Here is a 25,709-nt window from a genome sequence, read left to right on the forward strand (position 1 = left end):
AACCGCTATAGTGAATGGTTTCAGCAAGTGGTCGGAACAGGAGGACGCCCGCCGAGCCACAGCCGCGGTCGGCGACGAGGTATTTCGCCGCGCCCAAAACAACGAGCTCCGTGGTTTTGTCTCGCAGGACCTGGCGAACCTGGTGAATGGGTTCAGCAAGTGGTCAAACGAGGCGGGATGCCGCAAGGGTACTGTCGAAATTGCAGCCCAATTCTGCCGCCGCGCCGCGCGCGACGCTTGGCTCTCTGATTTTATTCCGCAGCACTTGGCGAACCTGGTGAACGGGTTCATCAAATGGCCGAAAGAGACGGGTTGCAACGAAGCTACCCTTGCGATCGCCGACGAGGTTGTTCACGCCGAGGCGGGCCGGCTCTCTAGTCTTACTCCACAGCTCCTGGCCAACCTAGTAAGCGGCTTCAGCAGCAGGCCCGAAGAATCCTGTCGCCGAGCTACCGTCAAAATGGCAGGTGAGATCCTGTCCCGCGCGGACCGTGAGGGCCAGTTTCCTGCGTTTGGTCCGCAAGGCCTGGCAAGCTTGGTGAACGGTTTCAGCAAATGGCCGGAACAATGTCGCGACATTGCAGTCGCGATCGCCAACGAGATCCTCGCGCGCAAAGAAGAGCTCTGTGCTTTTGATCCGCAGGGACTTTCGAATCTGGTGAGCGGTTTCAGCAAGTGGCCGAAAGGGACGAACTGTCGCGAAGTTACAGTCGCGATCGCCAACGAGATCACCGCACGCAACGAGGGGCTCTCTGATTTTGATCCGCAGGACCTGGCGAGTCTGGTCAACGGGTTCATCAAATGGCCGGAAGACACGGATTCCGCTTCGGCAAAAATCGCGATCGCCAAGGAGGTCCTTGCACGCGCCGACCTACTCCCTGATTTTGCTCCGCCGGAAGTGACGAGCCTGTTCAATGCGTTCAGCAACTGGCCGGAGATGGAGGATTGCCTCAAAGCGGCAGGCTTGATCGCGGCCGAACTCTGCCGCCGCGCCGCCCACGACGACAAACTGCCTGGTTTTACGCCACAGCACCTGGCACTCCTGGCCAATGCTTTCGGCAAGTGGCCAAAGGGAGAGCTGAACTCCCGCCAAGCCGTAGTCGCAATCGCCGATGCGGTCCAAGGCCGCGCGGACGAACTTTCGGTATTTACTCCCCGGCACTTGGCGGCGGTGGTGAACGGTTTCGGCAAATGGCCGGAAGAGGATGCCTGTCTGCAAGCCACAGGCTTGATCGCTGCTGAACTGAGCCGCCGCGCCGTCAGCGATGGCGGACTTACTGACTTTACCCCGCAGCAATTAGCGAGCCTGGTGAACGGTTTCAGCAAGTGGCCGGAAGAGCAGGCCACAGGCCAGGGCATACTTGCCACCGCAAGTGAGCTCGTCCGTCGCGGCGCCGCAGGGCTCTCCCATTTCAATGACCGGCAGTTGGCAATCCTGATGAATGGCTTGAGCAAATGGCCAACAGCAGAGGCCTGTCTGCAAGCTGCACGCTTGATCGCCACCGAACTCTGCAGCCGCGCTGCGCGGCTTCCGGATTTTACCGAGCAGGGTCTAGCGATCCTGGTGAACGGATTCAGCAAGTGGCCGGAAGAAGAGCCCTCTCGCCTGGGCACAATCGCGATCGCGCGTGAGGTCCATCGTCGGGCTGACCGCCTCTCTGTGTTTTCCAGCCAGGGATTGGCAATCCTGGTCAACGGTTTCAGCAAGTGGCCGGGGGAGGCCGACACGCAACAGGCTGCACTCGCGATCGCCGGTGAGGTCTGTCAGCGCGACGATCAACTCTCTGTTTTTACGCAACAAGAGCTGGCGAACTTGGTGAGCGGTTTCAGCAAGTGGCCGCAAGAGGATTCCGCTCTCCAAGGCACAATCGCGATCGCCAGTGAAGTCCTTCGGCGCGAACCGTCTGATTTTACTCAACAGGAGCTGGCGAGTCTGGTGAACGGTTTCAGCAAGTGGCCGGGAGAAGAGGCGGCTCTCCAGGGCACAATTGCGATCGCCAGTGAAGTTCTTCGGCGCCAACCGTCTGGCTTTACTCAGCAGGAACTGGCGAACCTGGTGAATGGTTTCAGCAAGTGGCCGGAAGAGGAGTCCTCTCGCCAGGGCACAATCGCGATCGCCTGCGAGGTACATCGCCGCGTCGACCGTCTCTCTGCTTTGACTAGCCAGGGATTGGCAAACCTGACGAACGGCTTCAGCAAGTGGCGGGAGGAGGACACGCGCCAGGCCACAGTCGCGATTGCCGGTGAGGTCTGTCGCCGTAGCGACCAACTCTCCGCTTTTACTCGGCAGGAGCTGGCAAATCTGGTGAACGGTTTCAGCAAGTGGACGGAAGAGGCGTACACGAGCCAAGCCACAGTTGCGATCGCCGGCGAGGTCCGTCGCCATAGCGATCAACTCTCTCGGTTTACTCAGCAGGAGCTGGCGAATCTGGTGAACGGCTTCAGCAAGTGGCCCGAAGAGGAGGACGCGCGCCAGGCCACAGTGGCGATTGCCCGTGAGCTCCGTGACGGCGACCGGCTCTCTAACGCGGATAATCAAGCTCTAGCGACCCTGGTGAACGGCTTTAGCAAGTGGTCGGAAGATACGGACATTTGCCAAACCGCAGTCGTGATTGCGCGTGAGGTCTGTCACCGCCCGCTCTCCGATGTCACGCCGCAGCATTTGGCATACCTGGTGAACGGCTTCAGCAAGTGGCCGGAAGAAGCGGCGTGCCACCGGGCGGTAGTGGACATCGCGCGTGGACTCGGCCGGGGAGGCCAACGATTCGGTGCCTTCACGACGCCTCAGTTCAGCATGATCGCCAATGCCCTGGGGCGAAGTATCACGAGAGGGGAAGACGCGGGGGAGATCATAGAGACTTCTCTGCTGAAGGATCGCTTACACCAGCTGGCCCATCACCTGCACTATGCCAATGATCGGCTGGAGCACAGCGAAGTGCTGACCGTCGCCACCATTTTCAAGGCCTTGGCGAAGGCCCGGCTGATCGAGGATCTTGGTTTACTGGCACCGACCGGGTTAGATCGGCTCAACCAATTGCTTCGTGCCCCTGAATTTGCCGCTGAGAATAATCTCGAAACCATGGGCAATCTCTGTGCCGCACTGGTGCCGCTGGCGCGCAGCCCGCACCTGCGCTGGCACCGGAGGCAGGCTCTCTACTTGCTGAACGACGTGCAACCCGTCGTGGAGCAAAAGATCAAGGCACATTTCAACGCAAGCGTGGCCGAGCGAATCCGAGGGCCGCTCGCTAGTCGCGGTCCCGCTCTCTCGATCTATCAGGTGCTCAAGGCCCGCGCGGTCTTGGCGAACTTGTTCAAGCGACCGGATGTCGAGGGCAAGAAGTCCGATTTGCGGACGAGGAAGCAAGAGCTGCAGGAGGGGACCAGAAAGATCCTCGCCAGGACGCGCGACCTCATCCAAGGCGATCTTTCCAACATGAGCTGGAACCTGATCGCGCAGATCGAGACGGATAGTCCGCTCGACGCGCTGGATACATTCGTCGAGCAGAACGCGGCAACGATCCGGGACAAATATCCTGCGTCCATATTCCATGTCCACGAGGTCTTGCGAGCCATGGACCATGAGCCCAGGCCCCCACAGGGCGAAGCGGGTCTGATGCGGTTGCCGGTGGTGGATATGCAGGGGCGGCCACTGCCCACGGAGCCCGAGACACGATATTCGATTTTTCATCGGCTGACCTCCGGAGCGATAGAGGTGGTCGCGGTGCAGCTGCCAGCAAAGCCGAGTGCCTTCATGCTGGCGCGTACGCTCACGTATAAGGGGGTGCCATACCGCATGGACCTGTTCGGCGGCAGCAAGTTGAAGGCACCACAACGGACCGTGTTGGAAATCGCCGCCCATGCTCCAGGCAAACCGGCAGCAGCGTCTTCGGGCGGAAAGCTGCTCGCCATTCCCTATGCCGAAACCGCTCCGGGCACGTCGTTCGAGAAGCTAATGCGCGCCTGGGCGCCGTTCAAAGAGGCCTATTGGTATACTCAGCGCAGGGGGTTTGCGGCGCCTCCAGCCCTCAAGGATCTAGGCCCTCACGACTACGCGCTGGAGGGCACCTTCGGATTGTTACTGACGCCGGACCGCCCGACCAACGAGGCGCATCCCTTCAAACTGGCTGGACCGGAAGGCGCGATTGCTTTGCGACCGCACGACGGCTGTGGCTTCATCAAGGCCTCGCTGGCCGAGCGTATGCTAGCTGTTCGCCGTGCCAGCCCCCAGGAGGGCCCCGATCGGATGCCGGCCTTTGGTGAGGCAAGGAGATCGTCCGTGCCAGCCTCGGCGCTGCAACATTATCCGCGCAACGAGCGGGTGGCGGACGAGGCCCGCGAGAAGATCAAGACTTGGCTTGAGAGCAGAGGAGGGGAAAGCCTGATAGGCGAGCAGCTGTTTCGCACGGTGACGGCAGGCCACATCGACGGTCCCGGTGCGGTTGCCGTCCCGTCCAGTGATGATGACCTGCATGTGCCGAAGCGCAAGAGCGAGACGTTGACGGGAACGGGAGGCGTGTTGATCGGGCGATCCCCCTATGACAAGCCCAACCTGCGCCCGCTCGCTGCCGAACGAGTCAAGTCGGCAGCTGATGGGGATCCGACTGCGGCATTCCTCGATAGATGCGTGGCCATGCAATATAGTTTCAGTGTCGCCCAGAAATCGCGGGAGGAGCTGGCGGCCGACGATCCGACTTTCTTTGCCAAAGGCATTCTGATCGTGGTGCCGGATGAGATGTGGCCGGCCAACTACGCCGACCGTGGGCTCGTGATGTCGGCCGAGGACGTCAAGTGCCATTCGAGCTGGACTGAGCGCAAGGACCGCGCCAAGGTGGACACGCCGGTCGACTGCGTCGGCATCCTGCAGGCGACTGAGGTGTTCGCTCCAGGGTCGTTGGTTGCCGTCCCGACTGACGAGCAGAAAAATCTCGACGGCGACTTTGACGGGGATACCGTCGTTATCATCGGCGACCGGCCGCAGCTTTATGAGCATGTTCGCCAGTTCGATGAGAAGGAGCAAGCTCGCGGAGTTCGCTCGCTCAAGCCGCCAAAGTCGCATACCCCGGCGATCGAGGGCAACAATTACCAGTTCAGTCGTGCCAACCAGATCCTCGCGGCGACGCGGGATGCTTTGGAAATTTATACCGGCCTGCAGCGAAGCTTTCTGGCGCAGTCCCATCAAGCACGACGCTGGTTTGCCGAGCGTGCCGTGTTTGGAACCTACGAGGGTGTTCACTACGAGCTACGGCACGACATCCGTCAGCTACTGAACCAGGAACAGGTGAGTGGCCAGGATATAGAGGACAAGCTCGACAGAGCGAGGCGCGAGGTCAAGGTTGCAGACCATCCAGTCGCCCACGAGCTTGCCGAGTTGCTCGTCACCGACCTCCAGGCGTGGGCGGAAAGCACGGATGAGAAGGTGCTGCCCGAAACGGCCGAAAGCGTGAGCGAAACCAAGCTGATGGTGAGCCCAGCGCTTGCGGAGCTTTTCCCAAACCTGGCGGAGGCCTATCCGGCAGCCACTCACCCACGCGACCGTATCCAGGTCCTGCTCGACCACTATCCTGCGCGCATCGATCCGCGTCCGGATGGGTACATTGCGGATGACCTCGTGCAAAGCGCAAGCAACCTCCTGAGCCTCGGTATCAAGGTCGGAACGGACGCCTTTAAATCCGACACGAGCGTCGAGCTTTTTATGAAGAAAAGCCAAGGGCTCCAGCGGCTGCTGCAACAGACACCAGGCGTGAAGCCTGTGCCCTATGTCAAGAGCATGGCGGCGACTCTCAACCACGGAAGGTTCAATGTCGACACGACCTTGGAGGATCTGAAGGACAATCCCACATTGGCGGCTTCAATCATGGAAGCCTCAATCAATCTTGCTGCTGATAAAGGGATCCTGCCTGGCCCCTTTGGCCGACAGCCTGCAGAGCAATCTGCCATCACGTTGACGCTAACCCGCGAGCAGGCTTCAGAGCGCGCCCAAATTGAGGTTGCCCGCGCCGCAGCCGAAGAGACAAAGATCACTGCAGCGGCTCTGCAGGTTGCCGAAAATCTCCGGCAAACGGACATCAATGTGAAAATGCCCCATCTCGAGAATCGGTTGAGAACGGAGAACTCCCTCAGAGACCAACTCATGGAGATGAATGATGCTTCCGAAGGCGACTCACAGCTGATCAGCAATGCCGTTCGCCATGTCTTCCAAGTGCCCGACAAGGATTTTGCGCGTGCCTTCCCGCAAGCCATACTGGCGTTTGAGGAGCAAGGCTACGCCGAAATCAGCACAACCAACTGGTTTAGGATGAGCGCTCCGACGTTTGTTGGCATGAAGACTGTGCTCGCCACGCCGGATGGCTACCGCTTCGATGCGGAGTTCCATACGCCGGGCAGCTACCAGGCCAAAATTGCCAATCACGACACGTATAAGGAGCTCCAGCGACGGCGCAGAGGCGATGCACCGGATCCTCGTAAGATGGAGCAACTCGCGCAGCGCGCCCGAGACGTCTGCAAAGAAGTTGCGATACCCGAAGGTGTCAGAAACATTTCCCACTGGTCAATCGAAGGGATGCGCACCGGTGGCATCGGCGCGGCCTTCGGCTTACGATCTGCCGAACAGTCAAGGACGCTCAAGCCTAATGCAAAGGAGGTTGTCGCGGCTCTTGACGGGCGGCCGATCGTGCTCGTCGGCATGCCCAGTTCCGGAAAATCCACCATCGGCCCCTATCTTGCGCGACGACTGGGGTTGCCCTTCATCGATTCCGACAAAAAAATCGAGGCGACGGCTCGCATGTCGATAACGGACCTTTTTGAGACCAAAGGAGAGCAGCATTTCAGGGACCTCGAAGCGAGGTCGATCGCACAGGTTCTCGAGCGCGGACCGGTGGTGCTGGCAACCGGTGGCGGCGCGTTCATGCGTGAGGAGACGCGGCGCCACGTCGCCGAGAAGGCGGTCTCGATCTGGCTCAATACCGACATAGGCGAGATCAGGAAACGCCTTAGTCGTGACACCACCCGGCCGCTATTGCAGACCGCGAACCGGGAGGACAAGATCACGCAGCTGATCCGCGAGCGCGCGCCATTCTATCAACTTGCCGATCTCACGGTTGTCCCCGGCCAAAAACATGACAACAAGAACGCAGATCAATGTGTGGCCGCGCTGCATGCCCACCTCTGCGGCGAGGGGGACGCGGACCGGACACCGGCCAATGTCATGGGAGCGACATCGTGATGTCGCCGCTTACAAGGCTTCCATGATCGTCGATGTGACGCTGAGCGATCGTGCTGGACGGTCTTCGCCTCGAGCTGGCACACCACTCGATCCCGATGCAGCTACGGTTGGGCGTCCCTACGACACCTGTTTTCGATCGGCAAAACGCGAGCTTTTTGCACGCCGGTAGCGAAGTCAGTCGTCCTCAACGACTGACAGCGGCAATGGGCCGCTGATCCCGTTGGCCGGCGTGACGACTTCGGCGAAATAGCGGTCCACCGTATCCGTCCGGTGAAGCTTTCAATTACCCATAACTTTGACCACTCGGCCTGATTTGCTGATCGGCGAAATCTTGAGTCGAAAGAATCACTTGTGATTCCTTGCTGAGCACCTGATTCGCGAGGGGGTGCTCTATGGGGCTGACATTAGGGGATCGAGCGGCAAAAGGCGGTTTGCGATCCTTGAAGGCGAATGTTGGATTGATCGAGAGAGTAGTGGATGCGAGTTTAGGGACGCGCGGCTCGTCGAGAAATTCATTCGCGCGGTCGGGACACCCGATCCGTTTGCCGTCACCGTCCGGACCGGAAACCGCATCATCCTGGTGGCGCCGCCCAAGACGCCGGATGACGCCGTGGAGCTGGTCCGCCGTTACGTCGGCCAGGCCATGGTCCGCGTTGGGGTGACCCAATATCCGGCCGGGCTCGGCGTCACCGACGTCTCCGAGTTCAAGTCCGATCTGGTCGACACCTGCGCCAATATCAGGATGGGCACCGCGCTATTCGGCAAGGTCTATCGCATCGTCATGAAATGGTATGGCGCGCCGGTCGACGAGGCGTTCGGCGATGCGATCGACGCCTGGAAGAGCGGGGCATTTCGACGGGAAAGGTGTATTCGACGAGCCCGATCCCGGCAGCCTGCCAGCCCGCAAGGGGGCATCGGACGCTGGCGACAAGCCCAAGGATGACGATGACGCGGCGAGGCCTGCGAGAAGTCAGGACAATGAAACCCGCAGGACCAGGAGCCGGATGATCCGAACAAGGCAGGCATCAGGATCGATCTGACCGGCATTGGCGTCGCCAAGCCGAAATAGGCCTTTACAGGCTGCAACGACCTCGGCTGGAAAGCCAGGGACTAGCGTGGGGGCACTCCGCACCGCGCGCGGGTCCCTCCTGTCGACCCACGGGAACGGCCTCCATCGCGCTTGACGTCAAGCCAAAAGACTGAGATCAGAAAATGCACCTGACGGCTCCATCACACTGGTCGCGATCGTCGGAATGCGCAGTTGAGCGACGTAGGTCGACGCCGAGTTCGATGAGCCGCCGTCGACGCCGGCCTCGCGACGGAAGTACAGTCCGCGCGAGGTCAGGCCGTAGAAGATGACAGCGAAGAAAACGATCACCAGTACGATAGTGACGATGATCGGCAGCCGGGAGAACCCCGAGGACTTCGAAGTCGAAGTATCAGCGTTGCGGATGCGACGAATTTCCTGCAATCTCGGGCGAGCCTGGCAGGTTAAGCTGATTTTTCCCACCTGCGACTACCGCGAGGGTCTCGAAGAACTGTGCAGAAAGTGCGCGTGCCGCAGCTTGGACAAGCCGGCCTCCCGGCTGGGCAAGTTCCCCCACCTCAGCACGAGCTGCGTAGCACAGGATGGTCCGATCAGGTCCATCGGCCGCGAGAGTCACTTGTGCACCTCCCCGCACATGGCCCGCCATCCCGCCATTCCCATGCCCCGACAGCGAAAAGGACCCAGGCGCTCCGCTCTGATCCAACTTAACAGTACCGCTGAAGCGCGCCTTGACCGGGCCGATCTTAAAGACAACCCTTGCCTCTAGTTCGGTATCGGACAGCCGTTCAAGTTCTTCGAACCCTGGAACGCACCGCTTTAGCACGTTGGAGTCATTGAGTGCCGCATAGACCCGCTTCGGCGATGCTCGATCGCCACTTCATCGAACAACTCCATTCCGCCCTCCTTTGCTCATCGTCAGATTGAATGCCACTCACCTATTTGATCGCTTGTGGATTAACCGGCGAGCCGGCGCCACCCGGCAGGTGCAGCGGCGGAGCGACAAGGAAGAATTCATAGATCTTGTCGACCGCACAATCCTCCGCCAATTCCTTCACGTAAAAGATCTCGCCCATCGAGATGCCGATCGCTGGGATCACCACCCAGTGCCAGGGCTGATAGGCCTCGGTCGTCTCGTTTGGACGGACTTCGCAGCCCCAAGTGTCGGCGCAGATCGCCGCGATGTCCATTTCCCGGATCCAGTAGGCTGTCTCGAAAGCCAAGCCTGGTGCATCGCCTCCGGCGTATCCCGCCCAGCTGCCTTGCGAAAGGCACCGTTCCTGGTGGCCGGTGCGGACGATCACGAAATCGCCCTTACGAATTTCCACTCCCTGCGCCTTTGCGCAATCATTAAGGTCGGAGCTGGTTATGCCACAGCCATCCTCCAGCCAGTCGACCCGTTTCCACCGCGCGATATCCAACAAGACACCCCGCCCGACCATTTTGCTACGCATGTGCTCGATACCGAGTTTCCTCCCGCCCAAGCTGTCCACCAGCGCCGCCGAATAGCCATTGTACATCTTGCCGTCGAGAAACACGTGGCACAGCGCGTCCCACTGCGTCGAGCCCTGGCAGGGCATGGAGATGGAATCATCTGCATATTGGAGGTTCGGGCTGGTCTGATTTCCTGCCAACGCATCGGTGCCAGTCGCGAGCATCAGATGCATCGGATTCCAGCGCACACCAAAAAGGCCCGACTGGATTTTTTCCTTGAGGGACAGGCCAAGGCTGAAAACCTTGCCTCGCCGGATCAATCCTGCCGCCGCAACGATATCGGCGGGGGTGACATGGTTGATCGTCCCTAGCTGATCGTCCTCACCCCACCGGCCCCAATTGGATAGCGCTTCGGCGGCTTCATAGATTGCCTCTTTCGATACCGGCTTGTGCATTGAAATCTCCATTGATCACTTAGAAGTTCACCGGGTCCGCGCCTTTCAACGAAAGCATTTCGCGCGCGTCGTCAGGTGTCGCAACGTCCAGCCCATGCCCCTCGATAATCTTGCGAGCAAACGCCTCCTGTTCGGCGCTGGACTTGGCGAGCTTGCTTTTGCCAGCCCAAAGCGAGTCTTCAAGGCCCACGCGAATGTTACCGCCCATCGCCACGGCCATGGCACCGATTCGTAGTTGTGCGGCGCCGGCCCCCAGCACCGACCAGCGATATTGGTCACCGAACAGTCGGTCAGCGGTTCGCTTCATGTGCATCACGTCCTCGGCGTGGGTGCCTATGCCACCCAGGATGCCGAAGACCGATTGGACAAAGAAGGCGGCTTGATCAGCCCGCGTTCGACGAAATGCTTGCGTGCAGATGCAAGATCGAGGCTCCCGCTTCCGCGGCCTTCAGCGCGTCCGTCACGATCTCGTCCGGCGTAATCGGGAGATGGGGTGACAGCTGGGCGTATGGATTGAGCCGGTCACCGCACAGGTGATGATGACCTTTCGTTGAGCGCTCATAGCTGGTCCTCCTTGATGCAATTCCGCATGTCCTTCCGTGTCCCTAATCGTTAATGAGCAATTGGTCAATATCGTAAATTGGTCGGCCATTGACAGTGCGCCGATAAGTGCTGGAAAGTTCGGCCGAAAAGCCAAGGATAAAAACTAGATGAACGCTAAGCCCGTGGGCAGACCTACAGAAGCCGGCCGGCAGAGTAGGAAAACGCGCAGTGCCGCTTCCATCCAGAGTGGGTCTCGCGAGACAGGTCGGTCCTTCAGGAGCCGTCTGCCGCCACACGAGCGTGAACGGATGATCCTTGATGATGCAACCCGCTTTTTTGCAGAACACGGGTTTGAAGCCAATGTCCGCGATTTGGCAAAACGTTCCGGAATATCTCAGGGCTTGATCTTCAGATATTTCGGTTCGAAGGAGAAGCTGGTCCAGCGTGTCTACGAGACAACCTTCCTGCAACGTTGGCGGCCGGAATGGGAAAGGAAATTGACGGACAGGTCCGAACCCTTGGAGAAAAGGCTCTTCGAATTCTACTGGTCGTATCTTCAGACAGTGGACGAATACGTTTGGATCCGGATTGCACTTTTCTCGGGTCTGTCTGGAAACGACCTGACTTCCAAATATATCCGCGAAAACGTCTCCTCGTTAATGGAGACGATCGCGCTGGAACTACGGCACGAGTCGCGCGAGGCGCTCGCTCCAGGCGTCGAGCTCATGGAGATGGAGCAAGTCTGGATGCTGCACTCGACCTTCATCTACTACTTAATCCGGAAACACATCTTTAGAACCCCGACTGCGCAAATCCAGGAGGTCTATGTCGAACAGATGGTGCGGCTGTTTCTTGTTGGGCGACTGCCGCGTCTGTAACTTCTAAGATGATCATCGGCGATGTTTCCTCGACTGGGACCTCAAAGAGTTGACACGGCGGCGAATTGATGAGCAGATGCTCAATAATATGGTCGCTGGGAGGATCGGATGAAGCCGTCGCCATTCGAATATCATCGCGCCAATTCAATCGAGGATGCGATCGCAGTGCTTGCCAGGCACGGGGAGGGGGCACGACTGCTGGCCGGTGGCCAAAGTCTAATTCCCATGATGAACTTGGGGCTAGCAGCGCCGGATCTCCTCATTGACGTCGGAAATCTCTCCGATCTGGCGTATGTCCGAGTCGAAGACGGGGGTCTTCGGATTGGCGCGCTAGCGACGCACAACGCCATCATGGAAGCCGAAGCCTCAGCGTTCGCTTGCCCGATGCTTGTCGTTGCCTATCACAGCGTTGCGCACCACACGATCCGCAATCGCGGCACATTGGGCGGCAACATTTGCCACGCGGATCCTGCGTCCGAAATGCCGCTGGTGCTCGCACTTCTTGACGCCTCGATGGTGATCCGGGGCGCACGTGGTGAACGTGTTGTGATCGCTGGCAATTTCTTCATCGACGCTTTCGAGACAGAGGTGAAGACCGTTGAGATGCTGACCGAGATCCGCATTCCTGCCCAGGCTGCGGACGAGGGCTACGCCTTCGAAGAGATGTCACAGCGCAAGGGCGATTTCGCCATTGTTTCTGCCGGCTCCCGGCTGTCGATCCGAGACGGACAGATGACGAATGTGCGTTTCGGTATTACCGGAGCTGGGGTCCGAAAACGGCGGATGTCAGTGGTGGAGGCAATGCTGGAAGGTGCTGTTCCAGACGATCGAGTTCTGGCCGAGGCGGCGGAAATTGCGGTCGTCAACGCTGATCCGAGCGACGACATTCATGCCGATGCGGCATACAAACTCGACCTTGTGCGCACCATGTCGCGTCGCGTGCTGACGGTCGCGGTCAGAATGGCGGCGAAATAGAGGAGGCCGCGATGGGGACGCAGAAAGTACAGCTGATGATCAATGGCACGACCTATTCTGGCCATGTGGAGCCCCGCATCCTTCTGTCGGATTTTATCCGGCAGATCGCTCGGCTTACAGGCACCCATGTAGGCTGCGAACATGGCGTCTGCGGCGTCTGTACGGTTCAAATTGACGGTAAGACGGCGCGGTCCTGCTTGACCTTCGCGATACAAGCCGAGGGGCGTGATATCCGCACGGTGGAGGCCCTTGGCAAACAAGGCGCGCTGCACCCGATCCAACAAGCATTCTGGGAAAAGCACGGGCTGCAGTGTGGTTATTGCACCCCCGGCATGCTGATGCGAGCCGAGGAGTTCCTAGCCAGTAATGAGACGCCTCCGCGGGAGGACATCATCGAAGCCATCAGCGGCAATCTTTGCCGCTGCACCGGATACCAGACCATCGTGGACGCGATTGAGCATGCCGCAACACTTCTAAAATCGCAGAAGGCGGAGGCGTGAGATGAATGGTCAGACCAGTCGTATTCCCATGAGCCGTCAGCGCGAGAAGCCGGGCCAGAAGACAAAGTGGATCGGCACCAACATGAAGCGGGTCGAGGACCCGCGCCTCCTGACCGGTCAGGGCCGCTATGCTGACGACGTGAGCGTGCCCGGCATGCTGTATGCCGCCACTCTGTCCAGCCCCCATGCCCACGCCCGCATCATATCGATTGACGCCTCCAAGGCGCGTGCATTGCCGGGCGTAGTCGCGGCGATGACGGGGGAGGACGTGGCAAGATCAACCGGACCGTTACCCTGCTTTTCGAACCCGCCTGTGGAACAACGCTGCGTTGCGATCGACCGCGTCCGTCATGTCGGGGAGCCGGTGGCCATCATCGCGGCTGAAAGCCGTTATATCGCTGAGGACGCGGCGCATCTGATCGAAATTGAGTACGAACCGCTGCCACCGTCGAACGATCCGCGCAAGGCGATCCACGCGACGGGTGAAGGTGTGCTGCATCCCGCGCGTGGTGACACCAATATTGCAATGCACCGCAACTTCTCTTTCGGAGATGTGGCAGGCGACTTTGCCCGCGCAAAGCGCGTTGTCAAACGATCGCTCCGTTGGTCCCGGTCGGGTGCCCAGCCCTTGGAGACCTGCGGCGCCGTCAGCGAGTACGACAACGCGACAGGTAAGTTCACCATTCACGTCAACAGTTCGATGTACAACTATGTGGGATGGCTTCTGGCGGTCACGCTAGGCGTGCCGGCCCACAAGCTCAACATTGTGCCTACAATCGCTGGCGGAAGCTTCGGCTCCAAGCTCTTCATTCACAAGGTGCCGGTGATATCGGCGGTCTTGGCACGCGAGACCGGGCGTCCTGTGAAGTACATCGAGGACCGCGCCGAAAACATCATGGCTTGCGACCATCACGGCTCGGACCGCTTCTATGACTGCGAGCTCGCTCTCGATCAAAACGATATCATGATATCGATGCGCTGCAAGGTCATTGATGACTACGGCGCCTACTTCCAGTTTGGCATCGGGCATCACGGCAACGCGTTGTCGCAGATCACCGGTCCTTATCAAATCGGCAGTGTCGAGGCCGACATCACCGCTGTCATGACAAATAAATGCCAGCAGGGTGCGTATCGCGGCTTCGGCTCGGAAGTCTCGAACTACGTAATGGAGAGGATGGTCGACGCCGCGTGTTCTGAGTTCGGCCTCGATCGAGTGGAGTTCCGGCGCAAGAACTTCATCAAACCCGAACAGTTTCCCTTTTTCATCCCCACCGGCAATCTCTATGACAGTGGCAATTATCCCGCCGTGCTCGATAAGGCGTTGCAGATGCTCGACTACGATGGCTGGCGGAGCAAGCAGAAAGAAGCTCGCAAGGAGGGACGCTATATCGGGATCGGACTTGCTGCCTGCCAAGAGCGCTCGGTTTTTTCGGCAACCGAATTCTGGATGCTGAACCATGAAGCCGGTTTTGCGCTAACTTCGTCGCCGGAGGGCGTCAAGGTAAAAATCGATCCGACCGGCAATGCCGTGATTACCCTTCAGGCGCCCTTCTGGGGCAACAGCCCAGAAACCATGGCGACCATGATTCTGGCCGAGCATCTGACCATGGATCCTGCAAATATTTCGGTCACCTACGCCGATACCGATAGCGGCATAGCCGGCACCGGGCCAGGGGGAAGTCGATTCACAGTGATGGTGGCCGGGGCGATCGTATCTGCCTCTCAAGTGATCAAAAAGAAACTTTTCCTTCTTGCTGCTCACCTACTGGACGTCGCCCCTTCCGAAATGGAACTGTTCGACGGAAAGGTCAGGGTTAAGGGGCGGCAAGGCGCTGAAAAGTCCATCGCCGATCTTGCAATGATGGCGCATTTCTTCCGTCTCTCGTTTCCGGACACGTCAGAATTCGACACTGGACTCGATGCTTCCTGCACCTACGACCATCCGCTGACAACCATGCCATCGGAAGACCGCAAGGACCTGGGCATCTTCTATCCGATCATGGGCCATATGTGCCACATGCCGGTCGTCGAGGTTGATGTTGAGACCGGCAAGGTCAAGTTTCTCGACTATGTCGCCGTGCATGATTGCGGCACGATCGTAAACCCGATGACACTCGCGGGCCATGTTCGCGGAGGTACGGCGCAGGGCATCGGTTCAGCAATCTATGAAGAGTACAAGTACGCCGATGATGGCCAGATACTGAACGCAAACTTCGCCGACTATATCCTGCCTAGTATCAACGAAGTGCCTTCGAATATCCGCGTTGGCCACGTCGTAACGCCATCACCCTTTACCGAATACGGGATCAAAGGCGGTGGCGAGGGTGGCAGGATGGGCACTCCGCCCGCCATAGCCAGCGCAATCGAGGACGCGTTGAAGCCTTTCAGAATCAAGACAGACTTCTTGCCGTTGACGCCGGCGAAGCTGCGCGGCCTAATTCGTGAGGCGACGGCGAACCGGTAGCGCTTCGAACGTTACCGAACAAGTTCGAACCCCGGAAGCGCGTAGGTAGATCGCGCATACGGGGCGGCTTTTAACGGACCACCAAAGCGCCACCGGGCCAGTTCGGACGCAATCCAATCTCGCAAACCGCCTACCGTGCGAAACCCGTCCGCGGCGTAGCAACGGATCGACGGAAGGCCTGCATCATCTCGGCAAGCGGATTTACGGTCCTTGGTATGCACATGCACCTGCGTCGCGACCCGCCTGTAGCCTATCCCTTCAAATGCGTCCAGGCGTGGCCAGTGTTCCGGCAGGTCGGATGATTCAAAGACGTGAACTCCAACTTCTTTGCCCGACGGATCGAGGAGGAATCCGGGATAGCGGAGGACGGCGTCCTAGCCTGCCTCGACGAGCCTGCCTTGCAGCCATTTGCCGCTCAGTCCCGCCAGTTGGTGGTGGTTGGGGCGTCCTGGTGCAAGGGTTCCGTAAGTTGCAAGACGTGTATCGCAGTCATCATGCATGTCTGATCTCCAGATAGGCTGACAAGCTCGAGGCGCCGCGAACGATTGCGAGTGCAGACGTCGTGGCTCACCGCTGCTATCACCACTGCAACTCAAACCAGGAGGTCGAGCGTGGTCTTCCCCTGCTGCCATGCTTCCATCATAGTTGCTTCCTTGTCTGCGCGTTCCTGACCTCGCGCGAGTGGCGCCTCGACTTGGGCGGCGGTATGACAACGACGACGCGATCATCTGCGACCATCAGGTACTCACGATCGGCAACCGGGCCAGGGTGAGCGGCATGCCCAGCGAAGGTACGCTCGCCTTCGTTCTCCGCACCGAGATGCGGCGGCTGAACGCTGTAAGGCGCGGCACCCTGAGCGCAGCGACGTTACAAAGTCCGCCATCGATCACCACCCAACAATGCCAGCTACTCGGCAGCGGCTGCCAGGACTTCGCCTCAATGTATCATTTCGAAATTTCCTTCCTCTGTTTTTCCGACCTCGGGGCAGATGTGTTTTGCGCAGCATTTGACGCAAGCTAAACGCTATAGGCGATCACGCGTGCGGCCGCCGCCGGACTGTAGTCACCGTCAGGAAAACGAAAAAATTCACGCATCGCAGTCAGTTGATTGTCCATCATCACTATGCCCGGCTGCGTGTAGCAGCCGCGCTTCCGCGCGGCAGCCAGCAGCGGGGTAATCTGAGGATGAACTACGACGTCTCCCACCAATGCCTGAGGCGCCAGATCGGTGCAGTCGATCGAGATCGGGTCATCCGGTTTCATCCCAATCGGACTGGCATTCACAACAAGGTCGTATCCCCTCGCCGAAGCAGCCGAGATCCCGGAGGGTGTTCCGGCCGCCTCTAATCGGTGTGCGAGATCACTCGCGCGATCCGCCGCGATATCAAAGACATGGACAGAGGCAGCCTTCGCCTCTGCGATGGCGAAGGCGATCGCGGCGCCGGCCCCTCCCGAACCAACGACGAGCGCGCGGCGTCCATCGATGCGTTGACCTCTGCTCAGCAATCCCTTGACAAAGCCGATGCCGTCGAGAATGTCTCCACGCCAGCACCCATCATCGTCACGCCGCATGATGTTCACAGACTGCACGCGGCGTGCCCGTTCTGTAAGAACGTCAGCATGATGCACGGCCGCGAGCTTATGCGGGATCGTGACGATCAGACCTACCAGGTTTTGGATCGTTCGCAAGCTCGTGAGGAAGATCGTCAGCTCGGCGGGCTTGACATGCAGAGGGACGCAGACGGCATTGAAACCATTTGCACGAAACAGAGCACTCCAGACTTCTGGTGCGCGAACCTGGCAGATCGGATCCCCCACGATGCCAAGGATCTGCGTCGAGCCATCAACGATCTTGTGCATCAGGCAACCTCCTTGGCCGTGAGCAGATAGGCGAGGTCGTGGATCGCTGAATGCTCAACTGTGGCCTCCACGGCCTCCTTGACGAATACAAGCATGGCAGGAAACGCCGCTGTCAGCTCGAGGCCGTGCTCTCTACCCCAACGACAGCGTCCAAAATCTTCTTGCCAGTCTCGGCGTTCAACGCGCCTTCACGTGTTGTTATGCCGGTCATATCGGGAGCGGCGCGCCTAGGTGTGCGCCGCCGATACTCTCCGACATGCTATAGCGGCGGGCTCCGTTGCCGATCGCGCTGGTCAGCCGGGATTTACCTGCCGAGGTCTTGGAACAGTAGGCGATCGAAATCACGAGCGGTGCTATAGTCGACATTCTCGATGGTGGCGGCTTGCCAGAGCTTTGAGCAGCCTGCGGGCAACGCAATTTTGCCATGCCACCTCGGAGATGTTCGGATCCTCCACAAGGTGTTCTCGCACGATCCGGACCTTTTCGCCGGTCCATGGTCGCCGGCGTTCCTCTCCCGGGATCACCTCGAGATGACGATAAGAATGACCTTCCTGCCTGGCATAAAGTATGGCGATTTGCCATCGCTGCACCTCCATTGTGTCAGCGGCCCGGATTCCAGATCGCGCCACCCTCCAGGCGCGCCTGAAATCAAAGTCGCCGCTGGGCAAACAACAGCGGCACCCGCCAATGGCGCAGCAGAGCTTCAATTGGCCGGACCGCACACAATGGCGCAGAGTCTATGGCGTTCGTTAGGATCAATTGAGCAAGCTTCATCTGAACTCCTGGCGTCGACTGCGGAATACGACATGGTCCGACGGAGTCTTCACCAGCAATCGGCATGCCACCAAAAAGTCGTGCAGGCCCTGCGTGAAGACGAGCCAAATCATGCGCTTCGCGCTGCGCCGGCGGAATATGCCATAGTACCCACTTTTCCTGGAACGTGAGTCGTGATTCAAGGTCGGGATGATACCCGAAGCAAGAGAAGTCCACCTTTCGAGGAAAGATCGCAAGGTGCTTGAGGCATGCTGTCGCTCACCAGTGACGTTGCAGCGCGATTTGAAGCGGGCTCGGATAGTTCTGTTGGCTGCGGATGGGCGCAGCACCCGGTCGATCGCCAAGTAAGTTGGGGTCCAGCCGCGGATCGTCAGCTTGGCGGCATCGCTATGCCGACCACGGCCTTGAAGGTCTGCAAGACAAGGGTCGTGTCCCCGCTGGTGGTGTAGCTGGAGCGAAGCCGCTCGCGAAGCGCGCCCCCCAATAGCGCCGTAGCGGGCGGACGGCTTTGCGGTGGTCACCGGCGATTCGCCGGTAGGGTCGGGTTGCTGACACCAACCTGATTCGAGGAACCACCGATGACCGACGACATGATGAACCTGCGCGCGCTCGTGGAGAAGACCCCTGATGCCGATCTGTTGCGCGAGATGATCGGCTTTGCCGCCCACCGGCTGATGGAGCTCGAGGTCGAGGGACTGACAGGGGCCGCTTACGGGGAGAAGAGCCAGGAGCGCCTGGCGCAGCGCAACGGCTACCGCGATCGGAGCTGGGAGACCTGCGCCGGCACCGTTGAGCTGCGCATCCCCAAGCTGCGCAAAGGCTCCTACTTCCCCGGCTTCCTCGAACCGCGGCGGATGGCCGAGAAGGCGCTCACCGCGGTGGTGCAGGAGGCCTACAAGCGCTGCCTGCGGCGACGTCGATAGCAGTGAAGGACGTCGTGTCGACAGCGGCGACCCGCGGCATGTTCAGGACCAGCCTGGCTAAGAGGGGGCCCAAACGAGTAGCCAAGGGCACATAGTCGCGTCCCCGGCGGGGCCGTGGTATGAAAGTGAAAGCGCAGGAAACTCTGACTTGGCTCTCAATTTCGTAGATATTGCATTCTCCAGGCTTGTGATGCCGCAAGCGGCAGGATCGTCCGGGAGACAAAAACGTTCGGGTGCCGCGCGCCATGGAAAACTGCCCCCGGGCAGTTCCGGATGGCGTGTGACATCGGGCGCCGGTCGTTGCCGGCAAGCGGTTGTCGTGAGTGTAGGGCTAGCTCGCACCGAGGTACGATCTGGTTGGAATTGCGACCTCAGGATTGGCGCAAGTTCAACACGGTTTATACGATTGGAATCCCCGGACGGGGGGGACGCATAGATTGCCGCAAGACGGAAGTCATGAAGAACGGACCGGATATCGACCTGACCTACCTGCCTGTCGCCGGGCGGCCGGAATCGCTGGCCGCGATTAATGCGGGCATGAAAAGAATGGCTGTCGCCATTGGCAGAGGAATTCCGGGTGTCAAGGTGAATGAGGTCGCGAACCGCGCGGCAGGCATCGTTACCAAGCTGACACTCAAAGAGCCGACGCCCAGATCAAGATCGAAGTCACTCCCGTCCTTCGCGGCTGCGTCTTCAATCCCGAGATGCGATCCGTACGTCCGAGCGTCGAGGAGAGCTTTGGCTTTGCAGAGACACAGGTCATCTCGTTTTCCGACCTCTAACAAGAAAAATCGTCGCCGCCCTTTACCGCCAGCATCCTCGCGATCTTTTTGACGTCCGGGACCTTTTGACGAATGAGGGCATCAGCGACGACCTGAGGCGCGCTTTCATCGTCTATCTCATCAGCCATGACCGGCCCATTTCGGAGCTTGTGGTGCCCGGCGAAAGGATGTCCGCAACGAATTCGAGCACGGCTTCGAAGGTATGACCTCAGATCCGGTCTCGCTGGATGAGTTATTGAACGCCCGCGAGGATTTGATCACCGAGGTATCTGGAAAAATGTCGAAGCCCCATCGGGAATTTCTGATCGGATTCAAACGCGGGAAGCCAGATTGGGCGCTGTTGGAAGTCGATGGAGCAGCAAAGCTTCCCGCCGTTCGATGGAAGCAGGTCAATCTTGATAAGCTGCGTGCCGCAGATCGCGAAAAGCTTGTGGCTCAGTTGATCGCAGTTCTTGAGTGACCGCCATGGCTACTCTCACGACGTCTCAAGAATTCCTTCGCATTTCGCAAATGCTCGCGAACCTAACTGTGTCGATCCCGATTGCTCTTATGACGGCGTCGCGGATCGATGAAATCGAGACACGATCGGCAGGCGAACCGAGGCTCTCATCTCTGAACAATGAGCTGCGAAAGAAGCTGAAGGCGGTTCACGGTCCACAAGACCACACGCCGATGGCGCAGGCCTACGAAGCCTACGCCGAAGCCTCTTTCTGGCTGGAAATGGCCGACCGAGGCGTGCGTCTCGACCGGACGGCGGGGACAGGACAGTGGAGTGCCCCCCAAAAGTGAGACACGGGAAATTAGGAACAGTTCTCTGAAGCCGCAACGCCGGCGAGGTTGCGCCGCGCCGGATTCCGTGATCGGGTATCTGATCGACGAGAACGTGCTGCGCGAGTTTGGTGCGCGGGGCAATGCGAACGTGCGCAAGTGGCTTGGAACAGTCGACGATTCGGACCTCCGTCTGAGCGCCGCTACACTTTTCGAGAAACGGCGCGGCGCCGAGATGTTGAAGCGCCGCGATCCGGACAGGGCCGCGAGCTTGCTCAAGACGATCGGTGCGATCGAGAAAATCTATGCAGACCGGATCATTCCGATAGACGCAAGTGTCGTCGCGGAATGGACCCGAATGCTCGGGTCGAAAAACAAGGACCGGTGGGATCTGGCCCTCGCGGCGACTGCGCGGGTTTACGATTGTAAATAGGCGCCGGACATTGACCCCTCACGCGAGACGACGTTTTCGGCGACAATTCAAACGGTTCGACAGTACCTGCCGGGGTCAACCTTCGGCGCCGATACGGGGTTAATCAGCGCGCCGAATGACACCTCAAGCCGGCAGACGTCGTTCAAGCGGCGAGTGGACTGGCGATCAACGCGGCCGCCTTTGTGGCTCATGACCGCTATTTCTTATGCGTGCGTTCTCTGCGTATAATTTCTTGAAGGTCCAGCACGTCGACCTGACGATTATTTGCTGAACCAGCCCTGCCGGGAGCTGCCATGTCGTCGATCGGTACCGCGTTGCTTAACAGCCTTCGTTCCGTCGAGCGTCCGGGTGACTTTTGCGTCGGCGGGACTCGGGAGATCTTCATGCCGACGATCGATGTCGACGGCGTGGGCAGGATCGCCTTTCCGGTCCAGCCCATCCAGGCCCAGCGGCTCGTCGCGAGCGCCGAGGCAGCCCCCTATGGGCGCGGCGAGGCGACGGTGATCGATCGCGAGGTCCGGAGAACTTGGCAGGTCGATTCCGCCAAGGTCCGGATCGGAGGGCGTCACTGGGACAAGACCTTGGCCGGACTGGTCGCGGATGTCGCACTCGGGCTCGGTGTGAGCGAGCCGGTTGCGGCGGACTTCTATAAGCTTCTTGTCTACGATGCCGGCAGCTTCTTCGTCGACCATCGCGATACCGAGAAGGTCCCCGGCATGTTTGCGACGATGGTGCTCGTGCTGCCCTCGATCCATAGCGGTGGCAAATTGGTCGTCAAGCACCTTGGCCGCGAGATGGTACTTGACCCGCGTCCCGAGGAACCGTCGGAGGTAGGCCTCGCGGCCTTCTATGCCGACTGCGTGCATGAAGTGCGGCCTGTTCAAACGGGATGTCGCCTGACCCTCGTCTATAATTTGCGTTTCGTCGGCAAGAGGCGTCCGCTGAAGGCGCCCGATTATCGCGCAGAGCACGGGCGGGTGGTGGAGTTACTGCGGGGCTGGACGAGCGCCGAGGACGAGCCTGACAAGCTGATCCTGTCCTTGGAGCATGTCTATACGCCGGCGGAGCTGTCGTTCAGTGCACTCAAGGGTGCCGATGCAGGCGTGGCGTCCGTGCTGGTCAAGGCCGCCGCGGAAGCGGACTGCGATCTCTACCTCGCTCTCGTGTCGATCGAGGAAAGCGGCAGCGCCGAACATACAGGCTGTTACAGCCGTCGCCGCTGGAGTCGAGACGAGGAGGATGACGAAGAATTTGAGGTTGCCGACGTCATCGACCGGGCGCTGTTCCTCTCCGAGTGGCGGCGACCGGATGGCAGCGAGGCTGGGTTCGACGATTTTCCATTCGATGAGGACGAGCTGTGCCCGTCTGACGCTTTCGAGGATCTGACGCCGGACGAGCAGCATTTTCACGAGGCGACGGGCAATGAAGGGGCGTCCTTCGAGCGCACCTATCGCCGAGCAGGCTTCGTGTTGTGGCCGATCCCGCGGAGGCTCGCGGTGCTGAATCAGGCCGGCCTCCGCACAACGCTGCCGTATCTCGAAGATCTGACGGCGCGCTGGGAGGCAAGCAAGGCATCGGTCCGGTCGCCCTTGTGGCGTGAGGCCGATGAGCTTTCACAGCACATGCTGCGCTCCTGGCCCCGTTCGTCCTGGCGAGAAGACGAAGACGCCGAAGCCGGCCGGATGCTCGATTTGCAGATCCGACTGCGCAACGTGCAGTGCATCGATGCATTTCTCGCCGGCGTGTCCGCCGAAGGCCATTACGCCGCGCCCGACAACGAAGCGATCCTGCGTGCTGCCGCCTTGCTTCCAGCCCCGCGTGTAACGGAGCTGCTGGTCCGGATTCTCCGACGTAACGCTCCGGCCCATCTGGCCGCTTGCGGAGATCTGGTGCTGCGCTGCACAGCGGCGCCCGCCGGTCGGACGTGTGACCTCATGCAGATCGGCACAGCCTTGATCGAGGCCCTGCCGGGCCCCCCCGACGAGGCAACAGGAGCGCGACCCCTGGACCCGGCCGGCGCCCGTGAAACCGGCCTTCGTCGCCGATCTGTTGACGGCGACAAGCCGAGTCAACGAAGGGCTCGCGGCGCGCGCGATCGAGCACCTGCTGGCCTGGCCGAAAACATACAAGCCGGACGACGTGCTCGTCCCCGCTGCTCGCGCGTTTGCCAAACTGGCGGAGAGCACGGCATGGCCGGCGGTGGGACGGCTCCGAGAGGCGTCGCTTGATCACCTGCGCAAGCGCATCGCTCTTCCGCTGGAGGCGCCACGGGACTGGACCAGGACCAACACGCTCACATGCAAATGTGACGAATGCCGTGGACTGGGCGCATTCCTGACTGCGCCGGATCAACAGCAATGGCACCTGAAGGCGGTCCAGGATCGGAGGAGCCATGTCCAGGAAAGTGTCCGAAGCGCGGCATGCGACCTTGATCTCACGACCGAAAGGCGTGGCAGACCCCATACCCTGGTAGCCACCAAGAACCAGGCCAGCTACGAACGGCGCGCAAAGCAGCGCCGGCACGATTTGGAGCATGTGTCGGCGCTGGGCGGGTGACCTTGGCCGTGCACCGCACGGAATGGGAAGTTCGAGTGCACAATTGAGCCGTAAGAACCGGATTCCACTCGCTGATCGTGTCGCCGAAACCGCAGCGGCGGAGTCGATTTTTGGAGTCGATTTTTCCCGCAACTATTTTGTGCCCAGCTGGTCGCTGGGCATAGCAATGCCGGCGAGCTGAGGCCGCGCGCTGATATCGTTCGGAATATTGGATAGTGGGTGCGGATGGACGAGAGCTTCTACATGCCGCAGGCGCAGCGCGCCCGCGATTTGGCCGAGAAGGCCGATCCGTTCACCAGGAACCGTCTGCTCGACTTGGCGGATCGATATGACGCAAAGGTCGGGAGTCCCTCGCGGGCATGTGCGCAGATGCGATTTCGCATTGCAGACAGGGCGCGTCCGCTGCCGCGAACCGGGCTCTATGAGCTGCGCTTACCGAGGCCCTTACGGGAAGCGGGGTCTCGGCCCATGCGGGTAACGATCCCATCGCGCAAGGCATAATGTGCTCCTCGCCGGGGGCACTCGGAAAAGGGGCTCGCCTTCGGCGATCGCTATCACTGCCCCGTTTCCCGGGTGCCGCTGCCAAGCCGGTCTCGTCGCTGCACTCGGACCCGCGTGCCCCTTCGGGTCGCTATGCTCACGCTCTCCGGGTGCCATTTCAGAGGGCGATGCGCTGCGCACACGCCATCCTCGCACGAATGATCTTGGCCATTCCGGTACTGGCCAATCGTACATCAGCAGCAGCCCGTAGCCATGTTGCATCGCTTCCGCACGATGTCCCCGAGGGCCACTCAACCGCTTATCCAATGCGTATCAAGCAGCAATAACCAAAGGTGGCGGGCTGGCGCTGTTCGGCACAATCTGCGCGGGTCTCTCAGATTGACAATTGGACCACAAAAGGAAAAGGCTCCCGTGAGGGAGCCCTTTCGGACGAAATAGATGTTTAGACTCAGGTCGTGGCTTTTGACAGCGAATGTCCCCGAAGCGACAACACTCCCGGAGTGCTTAGGGCTGCGTCTATCGCAAACTCCCTTGCCGGCGTCAAGTTCCATTTTTGGGGCGTCGAAGGACTAAATGCCTGATACCTCGTATGAATTTTTGGTTAAGTTCTTTGAGAACTATTTGCCATTCACTCCGACCCCGGGGCAGGTTGCTGTTTTTCAGAATGACCTCTCGGTGGTCAGCCCGTACCTTATGGAAGCGGCTCTGGTCGAGCTGAAGAATGGATCGGCAGGAAAACGACCAGGCATCGCCGGGGAATGGCGGCCAGCTCTTTTCCAGGTCTACAACCGCAAGGTGGCTGAACATGCCCAGCTGTTTGGGCTGTTCCATTCGTTCGAAACCGCTTTTCGGTCCACCGTGGCCGTCACACTGGAGCGGCATTACGATCACCAGCGGTGGTGGCGGAAGATCTATGATGAGTTGCGAAACGGCAGCAAAGCTCGATCCGTAAAGAAAATCGGAAATGTGCCAGTACCATCCGACGCTGCACACTCACTCGGCGAGATCATCTACGCCATCGACGGGGACCGATTTCAGCGAAATCTCGTTGGGGGATTTGTGAACGGTTTTCAGTTTGTCGAGGCTTGCGATCTTGGTCACATAGCGCGTCTGATTGAAGACCACTGGTCCATCTTTTCTTCGCGGTTCGTGCGCGGTCCAAACCGTCTCTCGCTGGATCACTTCAAGCGGAAATTCAAAACGGTTCGTGATGCTCGAAATGACGTATATCACCACAAGTCGATCGCACGGATGACCGATGTCGTCTTCAACGCAGAAGATCTACTTGACTATCTAGACTTCTCTCTGAATTTCGTATGCACAAAAATCGGTGAAGCTACGCCCACAAATTTGAAGTTCGCCGTTGCCGTTCAAGTTCGTCACCGAACTTGGTGAATCCGTAAAGGCCACTGATCATCTGCTCGAAAGATCGCTGCTTCATGTTCGTCGCAGCCGCCCTTGTCGCGATAGACGCCAAGGCCGCCGAACGCACGGATGCCGCGTATTCCGCCCTTAAATGCGCTTTGAGGGGAAAGCCTTCCCCTACGCCCGAGCCTGAGGTCTCGCCCGACCCCTTCTGCGGGGAGAACCCCGCAAC

Annotated in this window: 17 protein-coding genes and 6 pseudogenes; 17 read left to right on the forward strand and 6 right to left on the reverse strand. The window is 59.6% G+C overall.

Going from position 1 to position 25,709, the window contains the following annotated elements:
• Positions 1-10 precede the first annotated feature (10 nt).
• The 3 genes and pseudogenes from ACVJGD_RS39120 to ACVJGD_RS39130 all read left to right on the forward strand — a co-directional run.
• Positions 11-7,222, forward strand: a pseudogene (locus ACVJGD_RS39120) (shikimate kinase); the annotation flags it as partial.
• A gap of 385 nt (positions 7,223-7,607) precedes the next feature.
• Positions 7,608-8,165, forward strand: coding sequence for a hypothetical protein (locus tag ACVJGD_RS39125; protein WP_456639167.1), 558 nt, complete (start codon positions 7,608-7,610; stop codon positions 8,163-8,165).
• Positions 8,116-8,291, forward strand: a pseudogene (locus ACVJGD_RS39130) (hypothetical protein). The gene ACVJGD_RS39125 and the pseudogene ACVJGD_RS39130 overlap by 50 nt, the downstream one beginning before the upstream one ends.
• 117 nt (positions 8,292-8,408) lie before the next feature.
• Here ACVJGD_RS39130 and ACVJGD_RS39135 read toward each other — a convergent pair.
• The 4 genes and pseudogenes from ACVJGD_RS39135 to ACVJGD_RS39150 form a co-directional block, all read right to left on the reverse strand.
• The gene (locus tag ACVJGD_RS39135; protein WP_456639168.1) at positions 8,409-8,732 is read right to left on the reverse strand and encodes a hypothetical protein; all 324 of its coding nucleotides are present in this window, start codon (positions 8,730-8,732) and stop codon (positions 8,409-8,411) included.
• Positions 8,662-9,123, reverse strand: a pseudogene (locus ACVJGD_RS39140) (SRPBCC family protein); the annotation flags it as partial. The pseudogene ACVJGD_RS39140 and the gene ACVJGD_RS39135, both read right to left, overlap by 71 nt.
• Before the next feature lie 82 nt (positions 9,124-9,205).
• Entirely contained in the window at positions 9,206-10,156 is a 951-nt protein-coding gene (locus ACVJGD_RS39145) for a cyclase family protein (RefSeq protein WP_456639169.1), read from the reverse strand.
• 19 nt (positions 10,157-10,175) lie between these two features.
• Positions 10,176-10,718 (reverse strand): annotated as a pseudogene (locus ACVJGD_RS39150) (3-keto-5-aminohexanoate cleavage protein).
• A 289-nt stretch (positions 10,719-11,007) separates the two neighbouring features.
• On the opposite strand from ACVJGD_RS39150, the gene ACVJGD_RS39155 reads away from it, so the two are divergent.
• The 5 genes from ACVJGD_RS39155 to ACVJGD_RS39175 all read left to right on the forward strand — a co-directional run bounded on the left by ACVJGD_RS39155 (position 11,008) and on the right by ACVJGD_RS39175 (position 16,536).
• Positions 11,008-11,577: a TetR/AcrR family transcriptional regulator gene (locus tag ACVJGD_RS39155; RefSeq protein ID WP_456639170.1), complete on the forward strand. Its 570-nt coding sequence runs from the start codon at positions 11,008-11,010 to the stop codon at positions 11,575-11,577.
• Between the two features lie 108 nt (positions 11,578-11,685).
• The gene (locus ACVJGD_RS39160) at positions 11,686-12,552 is read left to right on the forward strand and encodes an FAD binding domain-containing protein (RefSeq protein WP_456639171.1); all 867 of its coding nucleotides are present in this window, start codon (positions 11,686-11,688) and stop codon (positions 12,550-12,552) included.
• Positions 12,553-12,563: 11 nt separating this feature from the next.
• A complete protein-coding gene (locus ACVJGD_RS39165) occupies positions 12,564-13,052 on the forward strand; it encodes a (2Fe-2S)-binding protein (RefSeq protein ID WP_456639172.1) in 489 nt (162 codons plus the stop codon).
• A 1-nt stretch (position 13,053) separates the two neighbouring features.
• Entirely contained in the window at positions 13,054-15,516 is a 2,463-nt protein-coding gene (locus ACVJGD_RS39170; RefSeq protein ID WP_456639173.1) for a xanthine dehydrogenase family protein molybdopterin-binding subunit, read from the forward strand.
• A 777-nt stretch (positions 15,517-16,293) separates the two neighbouring features.
• Positions 16,294-16,536 carry a hypothetical protein gene (locus ACVJGD_RS39175; RefSeq protein ID WP_456639174.1) on the forward strand — a complete coding sequence of 81 codons (243 nt, stop codon included), beginning with the start codon at positions 16,294-16,296 and terminating at the stop codon, positions 16,534-16,536.
• Here the strand turns inward: ACVJGD_RS39175 and ACVJGD_RS39180 are convergent.
• Positions 16,533-17,375, reverse strand: coding sequence for a shikimate dehydrogenase family protein (locus ACVJGD_RS39180; RefSeq protein WP_456639175.1), 843 nt, complete (start codon positions 17,373-17,375; stop codon positions 16,533-16,535). The two genes, ACVJGD_RS39175 and ACVJGD_RS39180, sit on opposite strands and share 4 nt — an antisense overlap.
• 963 nt (positions 17,376-18,338) lie before the next feature.
• Here ACVJGD_RS39180 and ACVJGD_RS39185 point away from each other — a divergent pair.
• From ACVJGD_RS39185 to ACVJGD_RS39210, 6 genes and pseudogenes are all read left to right on the forward strand, one after another.
• Positions 18,339-18,579, forward strand: a pseudogene (locus ACVJGD_RS39185) (helix-turn-helix domain-containing protein); the annotation flags it as partial.
• 148 nt (positions 18,580-18,727) lie between these two features.
• Positions 18,728-19,066 (forward strand): annotated as a pseudogene (locus ACVJGD_RS39190) (transposase); the annotation flags it as partial.
• A 796-nt stretch (positions 19,067-19,862) separates the two neighbouring features.
• Entirely contained in the window at positions 19,863-20,060 is a 198-nt protein-coding gene (locus tag ACVJGD_RS39195) for a nucleotidyl transferase AbiEii/AbiGii toxin family protein (RefSeq protein WP_456640523.1), read from the forward strand.
• Positions 20,057-20,314, forward strand: a complete 258-nt coding sequence (locus ACVJGD_RS39200) for a hypothetical protein (protein WP_456639176.1) — start codon at positions 20,057-20,059, stop codon at positions 20,312-20,314. Before ACVJGD_RS39195 ends, ACVJGD_RS39200 begins: the two co-directional genes overlap by 4 nt.
• Positions 20,315-20,319: 5 nt before the next feature.
• Positions 20,320-20,643: a hypothetical protein gene (locus tag ACVJGD_RS39205; protein ID WP_456639177.1), complete on the forward strand. Its 324-nt coding sequence runs from the start codon at positions 20,320-20,322 to the stop codon at positions 20,641-20,643.
• A gap of 67 nt (positions 20,644-20,710) precedes the next feature.
• Positions 20,711-21,055 (forward strand): type II toxin-antitoxin system VapC family toxin, encoded by a 345-nt coding sequence (locus tag ACVJGD_RS39210; protein ID WP_456639178.1) that lies wholly within the window; start codon positions 20,711-20,713, stop codon positions 21,053-21,055.
• A 260-nt stretch (positions 21,056-21,315) separates the two neighbouring features.
• Here ACVJGD_RS39210 and ACVJGD_RS39215 read toward each other — a convergent pair whose 3' ends face one another.
• Positions 21,316-21,747, reverse strand: a complete 432-nt coding sequence (locus ACVJGD_RS39215) for a hypothetical protein (RefSeq protein ID WP_456640603.1) — start codon at positions 21,745-21,747, stop codon at positions 21,316-21,318.
• Between ACVJGD_RS39215 and ACVJGD_RS39220 the strand changes: the two genes are divergently transcribed.
• From ACVJGD_RS39220 to ACVJGD_RS39230, 3 genes are all read left to right on the forward strand, one after another.
• Positions 21,676-23,283, forward strand: coding sequence for a 2OG-Fe(II) oxygenase (locus tag ACVJGD_RS39220; RefSeq protein ID WP_456640524.1), 1,608 nt, complete (start codon positions 21,676-21,678; stop codon positions 23,281-23,283). The two genes, ACVJGD_RS39215 and ACVJGD_RS39220, sit on opposite strands and share 72 nt — an antisense overlap.
• A 553-nt stretch (positions 23,284-23,836) precedes the next feature.
• Entirely contained in the window at positions 23,837-24,112 is a 276-nt protein-coding gene (locus tag ACVJGD_RS39225; protein WP_456639179.1) for a hypothetical protein, read from the forward strand.
• 573 nt (positions 24,113-24,685) lie between these two features.
• The gene (locus ACVJGD_RS39230) at positions 24,686-25,507 is read left to right on the forward strand and encodes a hypothetical protein (RefSeq protein ID WP_456639180.1); all 822 of its coding nucleotides are present in this window, start codon (positions 24,686-24,688) and stop codon (positions 25,505-25,507) included.
• Positions 25,508-25,709: the final 202 nt, after the last annotated feature.

The sequence above is a fragment of the Bradyrhizobium sp. USDA 10063 genome, assembly GCF_054063735.1.

What these genes read in the sequence shown, in the direction of transcription:
- ACVJGD_RS39175 (WP_456639174.1), top strand. Translation starts at nt 16,294, where the DNA reads ATGCCCAGCGAAGGTACGCTCGCCTTCGTTCTCCGCACCGAGATGCGG.
- ACVJGD_RS39225 (WP_456639179.1), top strand. Translation starts at nt 23,837, where the DNA reads ATGGACGAGAGCTTCTACATGCCGCAGGCGCAGCGCGCCCGCGATTTG.
- ACVJGD_RS39145 (WP_456639169.1), bottom strand. Translation starts at nt 10,156, where the DNA reads ATGCACAAGCCGGTATCGAAAGAGGCAATCTATGAAGCCGCCGAAGCG.
- ACVJGD_RS39170 (WP_456639173.1), top strand. Translation starts at nt 13,054, where the DNA reads ATGAATGGTCAGACCAGTCGTATTCCCATGAGCCGTCAGCGCGAGAAG.
- ACVJGD_RS39160 (WP_456639171.1), top strand. Translation starts at nt 11,686, where the DNA reads ATGAAGCCGTCGCCATTCGAATATCATCGCGCCAATTCAATCGAGGAT.
- ACVJGD_RS39200 (WP_456639176.1), top strand. Translation starts at nt 20,057, where the DNA reads ATGACCTCAGATCCGGTCTCGCTGGATGAGTTATTGAACGCCCGCGAG.
- ACVJGD_RS39215 (WP_456640603.1), bottom strand. Translation starts at nt 21,747, where the DNA reads ATGGTCGACGAAGAAGCTGCCGGCATCGTAGACAAGAAGCTTATAGAA.
- ACVJGD_RS39165 (WP_456639172.1), top strand. Translation starts at nt 12,564, where the DNA reads ATGGGGACGCAGAAAGTACAGCTGATGATCAATGGCACGACCTATTCT.
- ACVJGD_RS39205 (WP_456639177.1), top strand. Translation starts at nt 20,320, where the DNA reads ATGGCTACTCTCACGACGTCTCAAGAATTCCTTCGCATTTCGCAAATG.
- ACVJGD_RS39155 (WP_456639170.1), top strand. Translation starts at nt 11,008, where the DNA reads ATGATCCTTGATGATGCAACCCGCTTTTTTGCAGAACACGGGTTTGAA.
- ACVJGD_RS39230 (WP_456639180.1), top strand. Translation starts at nt 24,686, where the DNA reads ATGCCTGATACCTCGTATGAATTTTTGGTTAAGTTCTTTGAGAACTAT.
- ACVJGD_RS39180 (WP_456639175.1), bottom strand. Translation starts at nt 17,375, where the DNA reads ATGCACAAGATCGTTGATGGCTCGACGCAGATCCTTGGCATCGTGGGG.